The sequence below is a fragment of the Streptomonospora nanhaiensis genome, assembly GCF_013410565.1.
GTDB classification, from domain to species: domain Bacteria; phylum Actinomycetota; class Actinomycetes; order Streptosporangiales; family Streptosporangiaceae; genus Streptomonospora; species Streptomonospora nanhaiensis.
Window position 1 is genome coordinate 2,627,982 of record NZ_JACCFO010000001.1, and the last position, 19,113, is coordinate 2,647,094.

The window sequence follows — 19,113 nt, forward strand, 5'->3', positions numbered from 1 at the left end:
GTCCGAAGTCAGCGGCCGCCCTCGCCGCCGTCTCCCCCGCGCCCTTCACCGCTGCCGTCCCCGCGGCCGCCGCCGTCGCCTTCGCCGTCGCGCTCGTCCTGCCGCGCCTCCTCCTGCGCGTCCTCCGACCAGGGGTCGCCCTCGGTGACCGGCTGCAGCTCACCGAAGGTCACCCACCGCATGCACAGCTCCTCCTCGTCGGTGTGCAGCACCAACTGGTCGCCCGCGCCGTCCAGCGGCAGGTACCAGACCCCGCCGTCGGGCGCGGCCGGCAGCCGCGTGGTCTCCCACCGGTCGCCCAGCACGGCGCCCACCTCGGTGGCCCGCTCGGAGGTGTAGGCGATGGACAGCACCAGCGTGGGGCCGCCCAGGGACTCCACCGGCCACATCACCTGGCCGCCGAAGGTGAGAACGCACTCCTCGTCCTCGGGCGGCCCGAAGAACGCGCTGCCCTCGACCGGCTCGCCCGGCACCAGGTAGCCGGCGTCGTTGAACACCAGCGCGGCGTTGGCGGCCTCGGGCTCGCGGATGCGCTCGGCCACCCCCGGCTCGGCCAGCGGGCTGAGCAGGTGGGAGGTGAGCCGGCGCGGCCCGTTCCACGGCAGCACGATGTCCTCGGGCACCGGGCGCGGGTAGATCCCGGCCTGGGCGGGGACGTCGCGGACCGACTGGCGGACGGTGTCGAGGTACCAGCGCACCCGGTCGCCCGACAGCGTGTCGGTGAAGGCGTGGGTGGAGTAGGCCCCGGCCGCCGTCATCGCCGCCGTGACCGCCACCGCCACCGCGCGGGCGGCGCGCCGGGGCGGGACCCACCGGCGCACCGGCTCGGCCTCGTCGCGCGTGGGCAGGAACGCGAACGCCAGGCACAGGACGAACACGAGCGCGGCGTCGGCGACGTAGCGGGGGTCGTAGCCCACCAGCGACTCGTAGCGGCCGCGCGCGATGGCGGTGGGGATAAGGTCGACCACCACCAGGTACCCGGCCAGCAGCGCCCACGCCCGCCAGGCCCGGCGCCGGGTCAGCAGGCCGGCCGCCGCGACGAGCAGCAGCACCGCCCAGGCCGCCGCCACCGCCCACGCCGGGGGGTCGAGCAGCCCGCCGGCGGGGGTCACCGGCCCCCACTGGCCGGGGCCGCCCACCGCGCCGACCGGGAAGGTCTCGCCCAGCAGGCCGCGCGCCATGTCGGCGACCGCCTCGGCGCGCGGCACGCCCGCGCCCTCCCCCTCGGCGGTGTCCTGGCGCGACAGGTAGACCAGGCCGTAGCCCGCCGACAGCAGCGCCATGCCCACCCAGAACGGCAGGTCGCGGTCGGCGGTGCGCCACAGCACGCGCGGCAGCCGGCCGGGCACCAGGAACGCGGCGGCGAACGCGAACAGCAGCGGCGGGAGGAACACCGCCTTGACCGAGAACGCCATGCCCAGCAGCACCGCGCCGGCGGTCAGCCAGCCGTAGCGGACCTCGCCGGTGCGCAGGTAGCGCACCAGCCACAGCAGGGCCAGGGCGATGGCCAGCTGGAACGGCACGGCGTTGAGCGCGGCCGACCACCACGCCAGCACGGGCACGGTCAGCGGCGCGAAGCAGTAGAGCGCCAGGGGCGCGACGATCGCCCAGCGCCGCCCGAACACCACCCACAGCAGGCGGAACACGGCCACGGCCGCGCCCGCCTGGCACGCCAGCATCACGCCGGAGGCGCCGGCCCAGCTGTAGGGTGCGATCGCGGCCTGGATGTAGGCCAGCAGCATCGCACCGGGCATGAGGTGGCCCTTGTGCAGGTCGGTGAGGTAGTCGACGGTGAGGTCGGTGGCGGCGGCGTTGCCGATGAAGAGGAAGTCGTCCTCGATGAAGTAGGCGGCGCCCAGCACGTGGATCTTCAGCGCGACCGAGCCGAGGATCAGCGCGGCGCCGACCAGGACGACCGGGTCGCGCAGGCCCCGGTTGAGCAGGGCGGCCCAGGCGGCGGCGCGGCCCGGCCGCCCGGTGTCCCGCGGCTCGGGCTCGGCGGGGTCGGCGGGCTCCGCGGTGCCGTTTGGGGCGGTGCCCCCGGCGGGGCCGCCGCCCGCCTCGGCCTGCGCGCGCCCGGGGTCGGGGAGGGAACCGGGGGCGGAGTCGGGGCCGGTGCCGGGCGAGGTGGTCTCAGCGGGGCGCCCCGCGGGGTCCTCGGCCGGGTCCGTGCGCGGACTCCCGGCGGGGGTGTCGGCGTCGTGCATACCGCTCCATTCCCAGGTGTGGTATCCGGCCGGTTGACGCCCCCCTGTACGCGGGTGTCAGAATACAACACGTTCCACATCATCCGGGGTGCGCTGCCGCAATGCCATTACAGCAGCGTGACCGTCAACGAGAACCCGGTTCAGTCCGGTTCTCCCGCACCGCCGAGGAGACACGGTTTGGGGCTGGATGAGGTCCGCGCCGACTGGACCCGCCTGGGGGCGGCCGAACCGCTGTGGGCGGTGTGCGTCGACCCCGCCAAGCGCGGCGGCGGGTGGGACGACGACGAGTTCCTGGCCTCGGGCCGGCGCGAGATCGACGCCGCGCTGGGGCGGCTGGCCGACCTCGGCCTGCGGCCGGGCACCGGGCGCGCGCTCGACTTCGGCTGCGGCGCGGGCCGGCTGTCCAACGCGCTGGCCGCGCACTTCGACGCGGTGGTGGGGGTGGACATCTCACCGCCCATGCTGGCCGAGGCCCGGCGGCTGGACCGCAGCGGGGGCCGGATCGAGTTCCGGCTCAACGACCGCCCCGACCTGGCCGGCCTCCCCGACGCCTCCTTCGACCTCGTCTACACCGACCTGGTCCTGCAGCACCTGCCGCCGCCCCTGGCCGAGGGCTACCTGCGCGAGTTCACCCGGGTGGTGCGGCCCGGCGGGGCCATGGTGATCGGCGTGCCCGACCGCGAGCGCCCCACGTTCAAGGGCCTGGTGTTCCGCCACGCCCCCTGGCCGCTGATCCGGCTGGCCCAGCGCGTGCTGCTGGGCTACCCGGCGCCGATGCGGATGCACCCGGTGCCCGCCGCGCGCCTGGCCGCGGTCCTGGCCGAGGGCGGCGCCCGGGTGGCCGCCAGCGAGGAGTACTGGGGCGGCGACCACTGGCACCACCTGCGCCACTACGTCGCGGTGCCCGAGGAGGCCCGGTGACCGGCGGCGCGCCCGAGCGGGCGCGGGAGGCCGGCGGCGCCGGGGCGCCCGCGCCCTTCCGCGCGACGCTGGGCCGGTCGGTGGCGCTGTTCTCGGCGTTCCGCAAGGAGCAGACCGACCCCGACCACTTCTACGGCACGCTGGCCCGCGACACCGTGGCCCAACTGCGCTCCTACACCCCGCTGGAGGGCGCGGTGGTGGTGGACGTGGGCGGGGGCCCCGGCTACTTCGCCGACGAGCTGCGCGCGGCGGGCGCCCGGTGCGTGTGCGTGGACGCCGACCCCACCGAGCTGCGGCTGCGCGACGGCGAACTGCCCGACACCGCCGTGCTGGGCAGCGCCCTGGCGCTGCCGGTGCGCACCGGGTCGGTGGACGTCTGCTTCTCCTCCAACGTCCTGGAGCACGTGCCCGACCCGCCCGCCATGGCCGCCGAGATGGTGCGCGCCACCCGCCCCGGCGGGCTGGTGTACCTGTCCTACACCCTGTGGCTGTCGCCGTGGGGCGGCCATGAGACCTCGCCGTGGCACTACCTGGGCGGCCGCTACGCGGCGCGGCGGTTCGCCCGCCGCACCGGGCGGCGGCCCAAGAACGACTTCGGGCGCACCATGTTCGCGGTGTCGGCGGCGGAGATGATCGCCTGGACCCGCCGGCGCGCCGACGTCGAGGTGGTGGACATCGTGCCGCGCTACCTGCCCCGGTGGGCCCACCCGGTGGTGCGCGTGCCGGTGCTCCGCGAGTTCGTCACCTGGAACCTGCTGCTGGTGCTGCGCAAGCGCCCGGCCGGCTGAGCCGGGCGGCACCCCCGCCCGCTCCGGTGCCGACGCCGGCTCACCCGGCGGCGCGCGTGCCGTCGGGGCGGTCGGGGTCGACGTTCCAACTGGCCACCGTGCGCGGGTGGATGCGGATGACCTCGCGGGCGAAGGACTCCGGCCGCAGCGGCGGCTCGTCCAGGGTGAGCGTCTCGGCCCGGCCGCGCACCTCCACCCTTCGGCCCCGGCCCCGGGCCGGGCGCGGCGCGCCGGAGGCGGGCGCGGTGTCGTCCACCACCAGCGCCACCTCGCGGTCGGGCCGCTCGCGCACGTTGCGGTACTCCGCGCCGGCCGTGATGTCGGGGCCGCCGATGTCGATGGTGCCGTCCTCGTTGAGCCGGAACGCCACCGGGCGGACCTGCGCGCCGCGCCGGCCGACGGTGGCCAGGCGGCCCACGAGCTGGGTGGCCAGGTAGTCGATCTCGGGTTCGGTGAAGCACACGGCGCGGACCTCCTCGCGGTCAACGGCCCGACGCGGGCCGGGAGGCATACCGTAGGAACTCAACCGCACTTGAGGTCAACCGCAGGGCCGCGCACCGCCCCCGCCCGCCACCGCCCCGCCGGTCACCTGCGGACCGCGGAGTCCCCGGCCCCCTCCCCGGCGGCCGCCGCCGCGTCGGTGTCCGCGCCGCCGCCGGCCCCGGCGCGGGGCCGCAGCACCCGCCAGGCCGCCGCCGGCAGCAGCAGCACGCCCGCCGCGCCCAGCCCTGCGGGCAGCCACGCGCGCGCCGCCCGCAGCAGGGCCCGCCGCTCCGCCGCCTGCCGGACGTGGGCGTCGACCACCTCCTGGGGCATCGTGAACCGCGCGTCCAGCAGCGTCCGCTCACCGCCGCCGCCCGCGGCGGGCCGCAGGGTCTCGTGCCGCTCCTCGGCGATGTCGACCACCCGGCCGGTCACCGGCTCCACCCAGTAGACGCGCTCCAGCTCCAGCCACCGGTTGGCCTCGACCACTCCCCCGCGCTCCAGGCCCAGCGCGCTCGCGGGCACCGGCCGGGCGGAGTCGGGGATCTGGGTGGGCTCGACCCGCTGGACGTAGCGCCGCACAGCCAGGCCGCCGACCTCGTCGGGGCCCTCGTCGACCATGCGCGGGGCGGCGCGCAGGTCGGCGTCGTAGAAGGGGTACTCCGGCCACCGCGCGCCGGCCGGCCACTGGAACACCAGCCCGGCCTGGCGCACGGCGCGGTCGCCGTCCACGTGCTCGCCGCAGCAGTTGACCGCCATGCCGGTGGCGCGGTCCACGATCACCCGGCGGTCCAGGTGGGACACCATGTCCTGCCCGGCGGCGACGTCCACCGACATCTGCCAGGTGCTCCAGCCGGAGTTGCCGGGGCTGGGCGTGCCGCGGATGTCGGTGCGCAGCTCGACCTCGGTGTCGGCCACCGTGCGCCAGGTGCCGGTGTCGAGGTAGGTGCCCGACTCGTCCACCAGCCGGACCCGCTGGTCGACCTCCGCCGGCAGCAGCGCCAGCTGGCCGGCGACGTAGAAGCGCAGCAGCAGCGCGGAGGTCACCAGGAAGGCGCCCAGGACCAGGCCGAGCAGGGCGGCGTTGCGGCGCAGCGGCTCGGGCAGGCGGCGCGGCGGGCGCTCCTGCCGCGGCCGCGCGGAGCCGGGGGCGCGGCCCTGTTCGTCCGCCCCGGCGGGTGCGGTGCCGCCGCGCGCGGCGGCCGGCTCGGCGCGGGCGCTCACGCGCGCACCTCCTCGGCGGGGCCGCCGGCGGCGTGTCCGGCCGCCTTCCCCACCGGCCGCGGGGCCCCGTTGGCGGCCCGCTCCCCCGGCCCGCCGCCGGGCACGGTGAAGGCGGGGCCGCCCCCGGGCGGCGCGGCGGCGGGCGAGCCCACCGGCTCGCCCAGCGCCACCACGAGCCGGGCCAGCGCGGGCAGGCAGCACGCCTGGGCGACCCACTCGCGCAGCGGCCCGCTGAGCAGCTCGCTGATGTCGTGGAAGGGGTAGTACAGCGCGAGGTAGGTGCCGGCGCCCAGGGAGAGCCCGGCGCAGCCCAGGGCGAGCGCGACCGCCCAGGGGCCGGCGAGCACGCCCAGCAGCCGCCCGCCGAGCGCGGGCCGCCCCGGTCTGGCGTGCCGCAGGGAGCGCGACGGCGCGCGGCCCAGCCACCACACGAGCAGCAGCGCCCCGGCCGTCACGGCGGCGCCGGCCGCGCCGCCCACCCACACGCCGTAGGCCACGCCCAGGGGCGCCAGCAGGGGGCGCGGAAGGCGGGCGGGTCCGGCGGCGGGCAGCAGCGCGGCGCGCTCGCGGCGCGCGCGCCGCGCGGCGGGCGCGGTCGGGCGGCGCGCCGGGCGCACCGGGCGCGCCGACACCGCGGCCAGCACCGCCACCGCCAGCGCGAACACCGCACCCACCCCCAGCGCCGCGTGGTAGGCGGTGTCGGGGGTGTAGGTGAGCGTCACCTGGCCCGACGCGCCGGCGGGCAGCCGCCACGCCTGCTTCCAGCCGTCCAGCCGCACGGGCTCCAGCGGCTCGTCGGCGCCCTCCAGGGTGGCCCGCCAGCCGTCGTTGAAGTTCTCGTTGACCACCAGGAAGCTGGCCTCGTCCACCGAGACGTCGAACCGGCGCTCGCTGCGGCCCCAGCCGCCCATGGCGTCCACGGGGGCCGTGCGCACCGCGCCGCCGGCCTCCTCGCCGCCGTCGCCGTCGGCTCCGGCGCGGGCCAGGGCGGAGTCGGCACCGGCCAGCACGGCCGAGCGCACCTGGTACTGGTTGCCGGGGTCGACGGTGAGGCGGTTGGCGCCCTCGGCGAGGGGCACCGGCGAGCAGCTGGCGAAGTCCAGCGGCTCGCCGCGCAGCCGGTCCTCCAGGGTGCCCGACACGATGCGGGTCTCGACCCGCTCGCCGTTGACCCGCAGCACCGGTCCCAGGCCGCAGGCGGTGGCGGCGTCGCCGCCCGCCACGGGCGGCAGCGGGTCGGTGCCGGGCAGGGTGATGCCGCGGACCTCCAGCGGCTGGCCCTCGGGCGGGTCGAAGGTGATGGTCAGCTCGCGCGCGGTCAGCGGGGCGAACCCGACCCAGCCGGTGCCGTCCAGCCAGCCCTCGCGCACGGTGCCGCCGGACTCCACGGTGACCTTGACCGGCCGGGTGACGCTGTCGGCGCGCGGGAACTCCACGCGCAGCCCGTCCAGTTCGGTGGCGCGGGGCAGGCCGACCTCCAGCCAGGGCCGCCGCTCGTCGGGGTCGGGGTACCACACGGTGGCCGGGTCGTCGTCCAGGGCGTTGCGGCCCATGGCGGCGGGGTGCTCCACCGAGGTGGAGGACGAGGTGACCGTGGGCTCGTCTTGGCCGGCGGCGCGGTTGGCGGCGTTCTCCGCGTCGTGGGGGTCGGTGAGCACGGCCTGCCCGGTGATGGTGTGGGCGCCGTCGGCGGCGTCGGCGCTCACCGCGAAGGAGCGGTCGAAGGTGTGGGCGTCCTCGCCCTGCACGGCCAGCCCGGGGTTGCACACCCACACCCGCGAGCCCTCCATGCACCCGGGCACGGTGCCCACCGAGCCGGTGAACAGGTGGGCGCCGGCGTCGGCGGGCCCGGGGACGCGCAGGGTGCGCTCGGGCTGGAGGCCGGGCAGGGTGATACCGGTGATGCCCACGCGGGTGCCGAACCGGTACTCCGGCTCCCAGGCCAGCTCGTCCACGCGGACGCGCAGGCGGGTGGTGGTCCCGGCGGGCGCGGTGAACTCCTGGGGGTCCTCGGTGGCGGCGACCGGCGCGGTGGTGCGGTCGTCGTCGGTGATGAGGCTGATGCGGGCGGGCGGCGGCTCGCCGGGGATCTGCTCGAAGGCGATGGTGAGGTCGCCGACCTCGCGCGGCTCGCTGAACTCGACCTCCAGCCACTGGCCCACGGCGCCGGTGAACCCGCTGGAGCGCCACGAGGTGTCGGCGGCGTCGTCCAGCGCGGCGAACGGCATCCGGCCGGGGTCGCGGGTGGTGGGCCCGGCGTTGGCGCCGGACTCGGTGGAGGACGCCCTGACCTGGGCGATCCCGGTGTGCTCGGCGACGGCGGTGTAGTCGGCCCAGGCGGGGTCGGTGATGTCGGGCGCGGGGGCGTCGCGCTCCAGCTCCTCCTCGGCGGTGAGTGTGTTGCTGACGTTGCGGCGGACGTCGGAGTAGACGATCTCGCGGCGGCGCGCGGTGTCGGTCACGACGGTGTCCTCGGGCGCGACCTCCTCGGCGCCGGGGTCGTCACCGATGATGACGGGCCGGTCGTCGGTGAGCAGGCCCTGCTCGGCGAGGCTGAGCAGGGCCTCGGGGCCGCCGGTGACGCGCAGGGCGTCCTCGGCGGGCACGGTGCCCACGCGGGGCGCGGCGCCGTCGACGGTGTAGACGTCGAGGGCGCGGTAGGGCTGGTCGTACCAGTCGGCGGCGCGCTGGACGTCGAGGGAGCCGACGTCGGGCCCGAAGGACACCGCGTGGGAGATCCCGGGCGAGGAGTTCAGCGCCTGGTGCACGCGGGCCGGCCAGCCGCCGTTGATGGTGTCGCGCTGGAGGTCGTTGCGGACCAGCAGGTGGGTGACGCCCATGCGGGCGAGGGTGTCGGCCAGACCGGCGGAGCCCCGGCCCGAGGAGATGCGCTGGTCGATCTCGTGGTTGAGGCGGGAGACCCCGGCCGATCCCCAGGGGATGATCTGGTGGTTGGTCCAGGCGCTCTCCATGAGCGGCTGCATGGGCTCGTCCATGGGGCGGCCCCACTCGTACTCGCCGCGCGCCGAGCCGGGCACCGCCATGGTGGTGCCCGAGCCGCTGTGCCGGTCGAGCCACTGGGCGGCCTCGTACCAGTAGCCGGGGATCCGCTCGAACCCGCCCGGGGTGGACACCCCCACGGTGGCGAGCGGGGTCAGCGTGGCGAGCACGGCCAGGACGCAGGCCGCGGCGGCGACCCGGTGCGGCGCGGCCAGGCGGCGGGCGGAGGGCGCCGGGGGCGGGCCGGCGGCATGCGGCGTGGGCGCGGCGGCGGGGGCCGCGGCGGCCCGGCGGGTGCGCAGGGCGCGGCGGTCGGCGGCGTCGCGGGCCACGGCCACCGGCAGCGCGGCCAGGCCCAGCACCACCGGGAGCCGGATCAGCGCGTCGAACTTGTGGATGTTGCGGAACGGGCTGAGCGCGCCGTCCAGGAGGCCCCGCATGGTCTCGGCGAAGGGGCCGGTGAGCGCGCCGGTGTAGCCCGCGACCACGATCGCGGTCCCCGTCAGCAGGGTCGTGACGAGGAAGGTCCGCTCGGGGGTGCGCCGGTTGACGAGCCCGGCGATCCCCAGCCCGGCGACCAGGGCGGTGACCGCGACCAGCCACGGCTCGGTGGACAGTTCGGCGCCGGCGGGCAGGGCGGGCTGGCCGTGGCCGGGCACGTAGCCCATCCAGTTGGAGGCGCCGCGCAGCGCGTTGGTGAGGGTGGTGACGCTGGTGGTGGTCGCGGCGTCCTCGGTGTAGGGCATGAACGAGAACACGTAGCGGCCCATGAGCAGCAGCGGGACCAGCCACCAGAAGGACACCAGGAACAGCGCGGTCAGCCACCAGCCCAGCAGCCGCCACGTGCGCGGTCCGCCCGCACGGCTGAGCAGGTAGATCAGCGGGACGACCAGGACCGCGAGTTCGGAGGCGGCGTTGGTGCCGCCGCACAGCAGGAACGCCAGGGCCGAGAGCGCGGCGGCGCGCAGCGGAGGGCGGCCGCGGCGGGTGCCGTGGACCAGCGGGAGCACGATCCAGGGCAGCAGCATCATCGGCTGCAGCTCGGCGGAGTTGTAGGAGAGCAGCGTGAGCACGCGCGGGGAGAGCGCGTAGGCCACGCCCGCGAGGATGCGGGTGTGCTCGGAGCCGATGCCCAGCGCCTCGGCGAGCTTGACGGTGCCCAGGAAGGCGGCGCACAGCAGCACGGCCATCCACACGCGCTGGACGAGCCACTCGGGCATGTCCAGGCCGATGAGCAGGGCGTGGAAGGGGCCGTTGGGAAAGAAGTAGCCGTAGGCCTGGTTCTGCAGCTGGCCGAAGTAGGCGGGGTCCCAGAGGTAGAGCGCGCGGTAGAGGAACCCGAAGGGGTTGACCGTGAGGTCGATCTTGGTGTCGCCGACGATCATCGGCGGGTTGAGGCTGAGCGCCATGGCCCACAGCAGCAGGCAGACGCCGAAGAGCTTGAGCCTGCGCAGCAGGCGGGCGTCGGTGGCGGGGGCCGGGCGGGAGTCGGGCGCGGTGGGCGCGGCGGGGCCGGTGGTCACGGGATCGGCGGTCGCGGTCGTCGTGGCGGAGGAGGGCGGCGCGGGCGCGGGGGCGGCCGGGGTGCCGGTGGCGGCGTTTGGACCGGAGGCCTCCTCCGCGCCGCCGGCGGGCGCGCGGGACCGCCCGGCGGCGTCGTCGCCGCCGCCGTCCTGCTGTCCTTCGCGCCTGTCCCCGGCCTCGGGGTGGGTCACGGGGCCGCCTTGGCGCGCACCGCGCGGATGCTCGGGTCGGCGGTGCGGGCCGGGGCCGGCGCGGGGGCGCCGGCGTCGGCCGGGCGCACCACTCCGTCGGCGGGCGCGGCGGTCCGGGGGCGCCGCCGCGGGCGCACGGGGGCGGCGGCGGACGGCTCGGCGGCGGGGGCGGCCTCGACCGCGGCGGCGGGCACCGGCCGACCCGCGGCCGCGGCCACCAGCCGGGTCATGGCCGCGCCGCTGCGCTCCCAGGTGAAGCGCGCGGCCCACGCGCGGCAGGCGCGGCGGATCTGCGCGGCGCGGACGGGGTCGCTGAGTTCCGCCAGAGCCGCGGCGACGACGTCGGTCAGTTCCTCGCCCTCCCGTACCAGCCAGCCGGTCTCTCCGTGGCGCACCGAATCGCGGAGGCCGTCGACATCGTAGGCGACGGTGGGCACCCCCAGGCCCGCCGCCTCGATGACGGTCAGGCCCCAGCCCTCGAACTCCGAGGCGGTGACGTGCAGGAGGGAGCTGGCCAGGACGGCGTTCTTGTCGGCCTCGGGCAGGAACCCGTGCAGGCGGACGTGGTCGGCGATCCCGTCGCGGCGGATCTGCTCGGTGAGGGTGGCGCTCTCGGGGCCGCGCCCGACGACGTGCACCCGCAGGTCGGGGTAGTCGGCGCGCAGGTCGCGGGCGAGGTCGACGATGCGCGAGACGCGCTTTTGGACCACCAGGCGGCCGAGGCTGACGATCGCGGGCGAGCCCATCTCGGCCTCGCTGAGGCAGCGGTCGGGGGCGATGGGCTGGGCGGGCGGGCTGCCGTTGTGGATGACGGTGATGGGGGCGCGCCAGCGCAGCTTCTCGCGCATGGCGCGCCGGGAGGACTCCGACACCGTCACGGTGGGGCAGGAGCGGTAGACGCGGCTGGCGACGGCGCTCTCGATGAACCGGCCCAGCCAGGCCAGGGGGCGGTTGAAGTAGGCGTTGAACTGGAGGTCGTGCACATGGTGCACGACGCTGACGACCCCGGTGCGGCGCGGCAGCACCAGGCGGGAGAAGAACGGGATGCCGTTCATGCAGTCCAGGGCGGCGTGGAACTCCCGGCGCCACAGCAGGAGCCAGAGCATGACCAGCGGGTAGACGGTGAACCTGCCGCCCATGCGGCGGATGACGATCCCGTCGCGGGTCTCGACGCGGGCCTGGCCGGGCTCGCGGCTGGTGAGGAAGGTGACCACGGCACCCTGGCGGGCGAGGTGGCGGCTCATGCGCCAGGCGTACTCCTCGGCGCCGCCGGCGGCGGCCTGCCAGGGGTCGCGCCAGTTGATCATGACGACGCGCAGGCCGTCGAGCCGGGGCTGGGCGGGGTCGCCCGTGTCGGCGGGGGCCGGGCGGCCGGTGTCGGCGCCGGCGTCCGGGCCGCCGGGGAGCCCGGAGCCGGGGGTGGAGCCGTGCGCGGCGGGGCGGGGGCAGGCGGCGCCGGGGCCGCCGGTGAGCCCCGGGAACTCCGGGAACTCGGGGAAAAGGGGTATTTGCTGGTAGGCCACATGCACTCCTGTTCCGCCCATTCCGCCTTGTCGCCCGGCGGCGGCTGCGTGCCCGCCGGGTGGGGCGCCCGGACGGTGGAACCGGAGCGGCGCACGGCCGGGGTCGTTGGGAGAGCGCACCGGGGGTGCGCGATGGGCGACCGTCGCGCGGGGCGGGCCGGGGCAGGGGGCCCGCCGCAGGGGGCGCGAGGGGGTGGGCGCCGAGCGCGGGACGGCCCCGCCGCGGCCGCCGAAACGCGCCGGGTCGGGTCAGGGCCGTGGGCGCGGCGGGGTCAGCGGTCGCCGTAGTTGTAGAGGGACTGGTTCACCGGTTCGGTCGACGACGAACTCTGGGTGGCGAACGTGGTTCCCACCAGCGCCAGCCCGCCCGCCAGTGCCGCGCCGATGACGCAGGCGGCGACGATTTTGATCACGTGGAGTGCTCCTTCCGCGATTCCGCACCGGGGGTCGGGGCGGGACGCCTGGAAACGAGACTAGAACCTGATACAGCAATCGACCAGAGGATTGCCCCAACTGTAACGAACCAGGCCGATGCTTCCAACCCCGACAGAGCGTCGCTCGTCGGAACGACATGCTGATCCGGAAGCTCAAGCAGGGTGAGCTGGGCTCCGTCGTGCACGGTGGCCAGACCGGCGGCGGCAAGTGAGAACCTGTTCTCGCCAGCGAGGGGGCCCAGCGCGGCGGCGGCTTGGGCAGCGCCGCCGGCCGGGTCGGCGCCGCTGCCGGCGGCCGGGAACGCGCCGGGTCCGGGGGCACCGGGGAGCGCGGACCGCTCCACCAGGACGTAGCGGATGCCGAGGCCGGCCAGGGCGGCGGCGTAGGCGCGCGGACCGGGGTCGGCGGCGTGCAGCAGGTCGACGCGCCGCGCCAGCGGGTCCTCGCCCTCGACCACGCGCACCGCGCCGCCGGTCTCGACGCGCAGGTCGTCGTTCCACACCGCGCGCCGGTCGAAGAGCTTGGTGGCGGGGTCGAGTACGACGACTCTATGCCCGTCGCCGCGCCAGTCAAGGCCCCGGTAGGCGCTCCAGGGGAGCACGAGCACGCGGCCGGGGCGGTCGTCGGCGTTGACGACGGCCTGCACGTGCCGCCACTCGTCGGGGTAGGCGGCGGGCGCCAGCCGCCCGGCGGCCCCCCACGCCAGCCCGGGCAGCGCGGCCACCGGCGCCAGGGCGAGCACCGCGGCCGCGGCCGCCCCGAGGACGCGGGCGCCGGAGCGGGAGGCGAATCGGGAGCGCGGCCGACCGGGCGGGCGCGGCCCCGCGCCCGGGGACCGGCGGCCGGGTGCCGGGGCGCGGAGGCTGGGGCCGGCGGGGGCGGGTCCGGCGGGGGCGGGGCCGCCGCCGTCGCCGGTCGTCCACAGGCGGGCGAACCCGTGTGGCGCCGCCCCGGGCCGGTCGGCTTCACTTGAGATAAGGGGTTCCCCCGGGGCCCGCGCTTCGTCGTGCCCCGCGCCCTCCGCCCTCGCGGCGCGGCGCAGCCACATCAGCGCCCCGGCCATGCCTGCGGCCTGCAGCAGGGCCAGCGGCGCCACGTACAGGTGGCCGTCGCGCAGCGGGCCGAACCCCGGCCACAGCCCGATCAAGGTTGCCACCGCCGCGCGGCCCGGCTCGGTCACGCCCGCCAGCGCCACCAGCAGCCCCGCCACCGCCGCCGCCGTCACCCCCGCCCCGAACCCCGGAGCCCCGCCGCGCCGCAGCAGCCACACCCACCCCGCCACGGCCGCCGCCGACAGCACCAGCCGGACGGCCGCGAGCACCGGCAGCCCGTACCACTCGGGCACCGCCTGCACGTTCCAGATCCCGCCCAGCGACACCAGCGACCCCACCGCGCCGAACGGGGTGTCGGCGCGCGCGGCGAACAGGTCCACGGCCGCCGGGTCGGTGCGCGCGCCGCTGCCCAGCGCCGGCACCAGCCACGGCAGGCTGAGCAGGACCAGCGCACCGGCCACCGCCCCGGCCCGCCGCAGCGCCCGCCCGGCTCCCCCGCCGGCCAGCAGCGCGGTGGCCAGCCCGACCAGCGCCGACAGCACCATGGACGAGAACCCGCCGACCGCCGCCGGCAGCAGCGCGACGACCAGCGGCGCCGGCCACCGCGCGCGCCCGCGCCACCGGCCCGCCGTGCCTCCCGTGCCGCCGGCGCCCCGGCCGCGGGCCGCCCGGGCGGCCCGCGCCACCGCCGCCGCCACCCACGGCAGTCCGGCGTAGCCCAGCAGCACCGCCCACTGCCCCAGCAGCAGCCGCTCGGCGACGAACGGGTTCCACACGTAGAACAGCGCCGCCGCCACCCGCGCGCCCGTGTGCGCCCTCGGCACCAGGTGCCCGGCACCCGCCCCCGCCAGCGTGAACACCGCCATCAGCAGCAGCGCCTGCGCGGCGTCGCCCGGCAGCACCAGCCCCAGCGCGCCCAGCACCGCGTCGCTGGGGACGGCGCGCGGGAACCCGCCCCCGCCGCCCAGGGTCACCTGCGACAGCGGCGGCTCGGGCACGGCGACCATGTCGTAGCGCAGGACGTAGCCCGGCCCGAGCGCGGGGCCCAGCGCGAGCGCGCCCGCCGCCGCGCCCACCGCCCACGGCAGCAGCCGCCCGAGCGCCCCGCGCCCCGCCCGCCGGGGCGTCATCCCGGCACCTCGTAGACGACGGTGGCGGAGTACGCGCCGGGCACGAAGTCGCGGTGGGCGCGCACCGCCAGCTCCCATCCGGGCGCGCCGTCGGCGGCGACGGTCCAGCGCCGGTCGCCGCTGACCACGGCCGCGCTCTGCCAGCCCTCGCCCCGGCCCGGGCCAAGGTCGTTGCGCGGCCGGCAGTCGGGGCGCTGCGCGCCGTCCCCGCCCGGGGGCGAGGGGTCCGCACTGGGCGCCGCGCACACGAGCGGGCGCCGCCACACCTCGAAGTGCGTGGCGTCGGGCACCTGCGCCCACACCAGCGTGCGGCGGTCCTCGGCCAGCCGCACCCACTCCGGCGCGGGCGGGGGGTCGTCGCCGGCGGTGATCTCGACGGGGTCGGAGCGCGCGCCGCCGTTGTCGCCCTTGAACGGCTGCACCACGAACTCGTAGGTGGCCCCGGCGAGCAGCCGGTCGATGGTCGCCGAGGGGGTGTCGCCGGTGTCGGCCGCCGCGACCTCCATCGGCAGCCGCACGAGTTCGTCCGGGTCGGGTCGCACCCGCCGCTGGAACACGTGGTAGCGGGTGGCACCGGGCACGGGGTCCCAGGTCAGGCGGACGTCGCGGGCCACGGCCTCGGCCGTGACCTCGGGTGCGCGGCGCGGACCCGTGCGGACGTCGGGCAGCGGGCGCGGGTAGGGCTCGCCCAGGTGCAGCGTGGCGGCCAGGGCGTCGGCGAAGGCGGCGGCGATCTTCAGCTCGCCGCGCGCGTTGGGGTGGGTGCCGTCCCAGGTGTCCTCGGCCGGGGCGTAGCCCCGCGCGGTGCGCGCGACGGTGACCGGGGAGTCCGCGCCGCTGATCTCGGCGGCCAGGCCGGGCAGCGCGGCGTTGAACTCCGCGATCCGGGCGTTCATCGGGTCGCTCCCGGTGCCGCCCCGCACCGGGGTGAGCTCGCCGATCACGATCTGGATGTCGCCCCGGGCGACACGGGCGGTGCTCACGGCGTCGCGGATCTCGCCGAGCGCGGACTGCGCGCTGCCCCCGGCGACGAAGTCGTTGACCCCCGCCATCAGCAACAGGTAGTGGGGGTCGTACTCGGCGACGTGCTCGCCGACGGAGTCGGCGAGGTCGGCGGCGGTGCTGCCCCACAGCGCCGCGTGGTCGGTGTCGAAGTCGGGGTCGGCGTAGCGGGAGTCGCCCTGCTCGCCGGCGACCACGTCCAGCAGGGTGGTGTGCGGGCCCACGAAGTCGACGTCGAGTCCGGCCCTGTGGCGCAGGTGCCGCCAGAGGCGGTAGCGCCAGGTGAAGTCGCCGCTGCTGCCCTGGGCGATGGAGTCGCCGGCGACCATGATCCGCGCGGTGCCCTCGGGGGGTGTGGCGGCGTCCTCGGGCGCGGTGCCGGGGTCGGCGCCGGCCTGGGGGTCCTCGACCCGGAAGGGGCCGGAGACGAGCTGGATCACCAGGAGCGTGGCGAACATGGCGGCGGCGGCGATCCCGAACAGCCCCAGCGGGGACGGCTGGAACCGGGCCCGCCGCCGGGCGGCGGGGTTGGCGCCGGGGGAGGCGCCGGGGCCGCCGGGGGCCGGGGTGCCGGCACCCGCCGTGGCCGCCGCGCCGGCACCGTCCGCGCCCCCGGGGCCGGCGGGGGTTTCGAAAGCCGCGGCCGGAGCGCCCGGCCCCGGTTCGGCCGGCTCGCCGGAGGCGTTCCCGGCGCCGCCGCGCCGCCGGAACGGCAGCGCCGCGCCGAGCCGCCGCACGACGCCGCGCGGCCAGGCCCCGCCCGGCGGGCGCCGACCGCCGCCGCTCACCACGGCCGCCCCCGCCCCGCAGGGGACCGCCGCAGGTCACGGCGGCCCCGCACCCCCCACGCGCGCGGCCGCCCGCCGGGGGCCGCCCCCGCCCGTCCGCCGCACCGCCTCCGTGTGTGCATGCCTCGATTGAACTCCACGGGGAGATCCGGCGCACATCGTCGTCCACACCCCGGACCGGGCACGGCAGCCGAGCGGCCCGCCCGGACGGCCGTGCGTGCCGCACCGCCCGGACGGGCCGCGAAGGGCGCCGGCGTCAGCCAGTCAGCGTTTACTCCCAGATGACGCCGCCGGACTCCCCGCCGCCGCCACCACCGCCGTATGTGCGCTTGTCCACTGTCGTTCTCCTCGTCGTCGTGCTGTCCGTTCGCACTCATCGTGCGCCACGAGGCTGTCAGGCACCCGCGACGCGCGCTATACAACGGTGCATCCCAACGCGGCGGCTGTCTCCCCCTCCCGCGCCGGGCACCGCGCGCGGTGGCGCCGCGACCGTGTGCCACCGGCCCGCCGGCCTGCGCTTTGCGGCTCGCGCGGCCGGTTTCGGCCCCGCGGGGAACGCGCGGCGTGCTCGGGATCACAGCGAGGCCCCGAGCGGCGGGCGGCGCGGCGCCCTCCCGCGGGCGGCGCGCCCGCCGTCCGCGGGGCGGACGACCGGGTCTTCCCGGCCGGTTCCCGCGTCGTTCGGCGCAGAAGCCCCTCAGCGCGATGTTCAGGGATGATCGCCGGCAGCCGCCGCTCGCCGAAGTGCCGGACGGCCTCCTCGCACCCGTCTCCGGTCACGTCCGGCGCGCCGCCCTGGCGGCAGGTGGCCGCCTCGGTCAGCGCGAGCGCCGGGCGCTCGGCGCCGGTGAAGAACGGCGCCTTCCGCCGCGCCGCCACGGTCCGCGGGCGCCCCTCGGTCTCCCCCTGCTTCATCGGCCGCCCGCACACACCTCTAAACTAGAACGTGTTACAGACGCGCGGTCGGCGAGGACCGGGCGCCCCTGCTACTCGACCGAAAGGCGGCGCACCCCGTGACAGGCCTGCTCGCCGCGCTGCTGTCCGCGGCGGTGTACTCCGTCGGGCTCACCGTGGAGCAGCGCGCGCTGCACCGGGCGCCCGCCATCGGGGTGCACCGGCCGCTGCACCTGGCGCGCGTCCTGCTGGGCACCCCCCGCTGGCTCGCCGGGTGCGCCCTGGCCGCCCTGGGCAGCGTGGGGCTGATCGTCTCGCTGGGGCTGGCGCCGGTGTCCGTGGTGCAGCCCGCCTTCGCCGGGGGCATCTCCACGATGCTGCTGGTCATGGCGCTGGTCCTCGGCGAGCCCATCACCCGGGGCGAGCGCGTGGCCCTCGGGCTGATGCCCGTCGCGCTGCTCCTGCTCAGCCTCTCCCTCGACTCCGGCGGGCGCACCGGCACCACCCCGCACCTGCCGCTGCTGCTGGGCGTCAGCGCGGCCACCGTCGTGGGCTGCGTGGCCGCCATGGCCGCCGCCGGGCGCGCCGGGCGCTACGTCTCCGCGGCGGCCATGGGCGCCGCCGCCGGGCTCGCCCAGGGGGTCGCCGGCCTCCAGGGCAAGGCGGTGGGCGGCCTGCTCGCCGAGGAGGGCCTCTTCGCGGCGGTCCCCGCCGCCCTCGCCTCGCCCTACCCCTACCTCTACGCCGTGGGCTGGGCCGTGGGGATCGTGCTCTTCCAGACCTCGCTGCAGCGCTCCCGCGCCGCCGTCACCGCGCCCGTGGCCAACGTGGTGGGCAACGTGTTCATGGTGGTCCTGGGCACGGTGGTGTTCGCCGAGGAGCTGCCCGACGACCCCGCCGCGCTCGCGCTGCGCGTGGCCGGGTTCTGCCTGACGCTGGTGGTGGTCGTGCTCATCCGCGGCAACGTCGCCCGCGCCGAGGCCGACACCGCCCGCAGCCGCGCCGAGGCCGGCGGCGCGGCGCGGGCGGAGCGCCCGGCCGCGCCCGAGCGCTGACTACACCCGGACCGCGAGCGCCTGCGCCAGCGCCGGAGCCGCGACATGCGCCCACGCCGGCACGACACCCAGCGGGCGCTCCAGTTCGCGGCGGCTGATGAGCAGCCCCGGCTCGACCACCCACGCGCCGAGGTCGGCCAGCAGCACCCGCAAATCGTCCTCGATGGTGCGGCCGTTGCGCAGGTCCTCGACCACCGCCACGGGGACGGCCACCCCGTGGCCCAGCCCCAGTTCGGGCAGCCGGTCCAGGAACACCTTCAGCAGGCCGGTGTAGCTGCCGTGCGCCTGCGGCGAGGCCACCAGCAGGACGTCGCTGCGGCGCACCGCCTCCAGCGCGTCGAGGACGTCGCGGCCGGGGCGGGCCGCCAGCAGCGCGGGCCCGAGTTCGGCGAGGTCGACGACCCGCGTGGGCTCCGCCCGGACGGCCGCCGGCGCGGCGGACGCGGCTTCGGGACGAGCGGGGGCGGCGGCCGCCCCCGGGGTGCCGGCGGGCGCCTGCGGCGCGCGGCTGTCGACGAGGGCGGCGACGGTGTCGGCCGCGAGGACGGCGGCGCCGCGCACCGCGGAGCGGGGCTCGGGAGCGGCGACGAGCACGGTGAAACGTGTCATAGGGGTTCTCCTGGTCGGTTACGGCCGGGCAGGACCACACTGCGCCGGGAGTTCGGCGCTGCGGAGGGAGCGGGAGGCGGCGGGCGGCGCTCGACGGCGGCGGGCCGGGTGGGCCGCGGGTCTCCGCGGCGTCGCGGAGCACCCGCTCCAAGAGGCGAGAGGAAGACGGCGACAGGCGGTCGGGGGCGGCCGGTCACCGGGTACCACCGGCTGGTCAGGGCCGTGACGACGGTGTCCGCGGTCCGGGCGCGCCTGTGCGGCGGGCGGCTTAAGGGAAAGCGCCGCCC

The 19,113-nt window shown here is 77.6% G+C and carries 12 protein-coding genes; 3 read left to right on the plus strand and 9 right to left on the minus strand.

All coding sequences use genetic code 11. The features are described from left to right. Positions 1-8: 8 nt before the first annotated feature. Positions 9-2,207: a hypothetical protein gene (locus HNR12_RS11345; protein WP_246425059.1), complete on the minus strand. Its 2,199-nt coding sequence runs from the start codon at positions 2,205-2,207 to the stop codon at positions 9-11. Positions 2,208-2,384: 177 nt separating this feature from the next. On the opposite strand from HNR12_RS11345, the gene HNR12_RS11350 reads away from it, so the two are divergent. Continuing rightward, complete coding sequence (locus HNR12_RS11350) at positions 2,385-3,128, plus strand: class I SAM-dependent methyltransferase (protein ID WP_179767459.1); 744 nt, start codon at positions 2,385-2,387, stop codon at positions 3,126-3,128. Then, a complete protein-coding gene (locus HNR12_RS11355) occupies positions 3,125-3,916 on the plus strand; it encodes a class I SAM-dependent methyltransferase (RefSeq protein WP_179767460.1) in 792 nt (263 codons plus the stop codon). Before HNR12_RS11350 ends, HNR12_RS11355 begins: the two co-directional genes overlap by 4 nt. 40 nt (positions 3,917-3,956) lie before the next feature. Here HNR12_RS11355 and HNR12_RS11360 read toward each other — a convergent pair whose 3' ends face one another. From HNR12_RS11360 to HNR12_RS11390, 7 genes are all read right to left on the minus strand, one after another. Next, entirely contained in the window at positions 3,957-4,379 is a 423-nt protein-coding gene (locus HNR12_RS11360; RefSeq protein ID WP_179767461.1) for a PPOX class F420-dependent oxidoreductase, read from the minus strand. A gap of 122 nt (positions 4,380-4,501) precedes the next feature. Further along, a complete protein-coding gene (locus tag HNR12_RS11365; protein ID WP_308251188.1) occupies positions 4,502-5,623 on the minus strand; it encodes a DUF3068 domain-containing protein in 1,122 nt (373 codons plus the stop codon). Continuing rightward, entirely contained in the window at positions 5,620-10,032 is a 4,413-nt protein-coding gene (locus HNR12_RS11370) for an alpha-(1->3)-arabinofuranosyltransferase (protein ID WP_179770553.1), read from the minus strand. The genes HNR12_RS11365 and HNR12_RS11370 overlap by 4 nt, the downstream gene beginning before the upstream one ends. 302 nt (positions 10,033-10,334) lie before the next feature. Then, on the minus strand, positions 10,335-11,882 hold the full coding sequence (locus HNR12_RS11375) for a glycosyltransferase family 4 protein (RefSeq protein ID WP_394353910.1): 1,548 nt from the start codon (positions 11,880-11,882) through the stop codon (positions 10,335-10,337). Positions 11,883-12,133: 251 nt separating this feature from the next. After that, positions 12,134-12,274 carry a hypothetical protein gene (locus HNR12_RS11380; RefSeq protein WP_179767462.1) on the minus strand — a complete coding sequence of 47 codons (141 nt, stop codon included), beginning with the start codon at positions 12,272-12,274 and terminating at the stop codon, positions 12,134-12,136. Continuing rightward, positions 12,271-14,478, minus strand: a complete 2,208-nt coding sequence (locus HNR12_RS11385) for a hypothetical protein (RefSeq protein ID WP_179767463.1) — start codon at positions 14,476-14,478, stop codon at positions 12,271-12,273. Before HNR12_RS11385 ends, HNR12_RS11380 begins: the two co-directional genes overlap by 4 nt. Beyond that, positions 14,475-16,268: a GDSL-type esterase/lipase family protein gene (locus HNR12_RS11390; protein WP_308251186.1), complete on the minus strand. Its 1,794-nt coding sequence runs from the start codon at positions 16,266-16,268 to the stop codon at positions 14,475-14,477. The genes HNR12_RS11385 and HNR12_RS11390 overlap by 4 nt, the downstream gene beginning before the upstream one ends. A gap of 1,013 nt (positions 16,269-17,281) precedes the next feature. Between HNR12_RS11390 and HNR12_RS11395 the strand changes: the two genes are divergently transcribed. Next, on the plus strand, positions 17,282-18,217 hold the full coding sequence (locus HNR12_RS11395; RefSeq protein WP_179767464.1) for a hypothetical protein: 936 nt from the start codon (positions 17,282-17,284) through the stop codon (positions 18,215-18,217). Here HNR12_RS11395 and HNR12_RS11400 read toward each other — a convergent pair whose 3' ends face one another. Next, the gene (locus tag HNR12_RS11400; protein ID WP_179767465.1) at positions 18,218-18,826 is read right to left on the minus strand and encodes an NADPH-dependent FMN reductase; all 609 of its coding nucleotides are present in this window, start codon (positions 18,824-18,826) and stop codon (positions 18,218-18,220) included. Positions 18,827-19,113 lie beyond the last annotated feature (287 nt).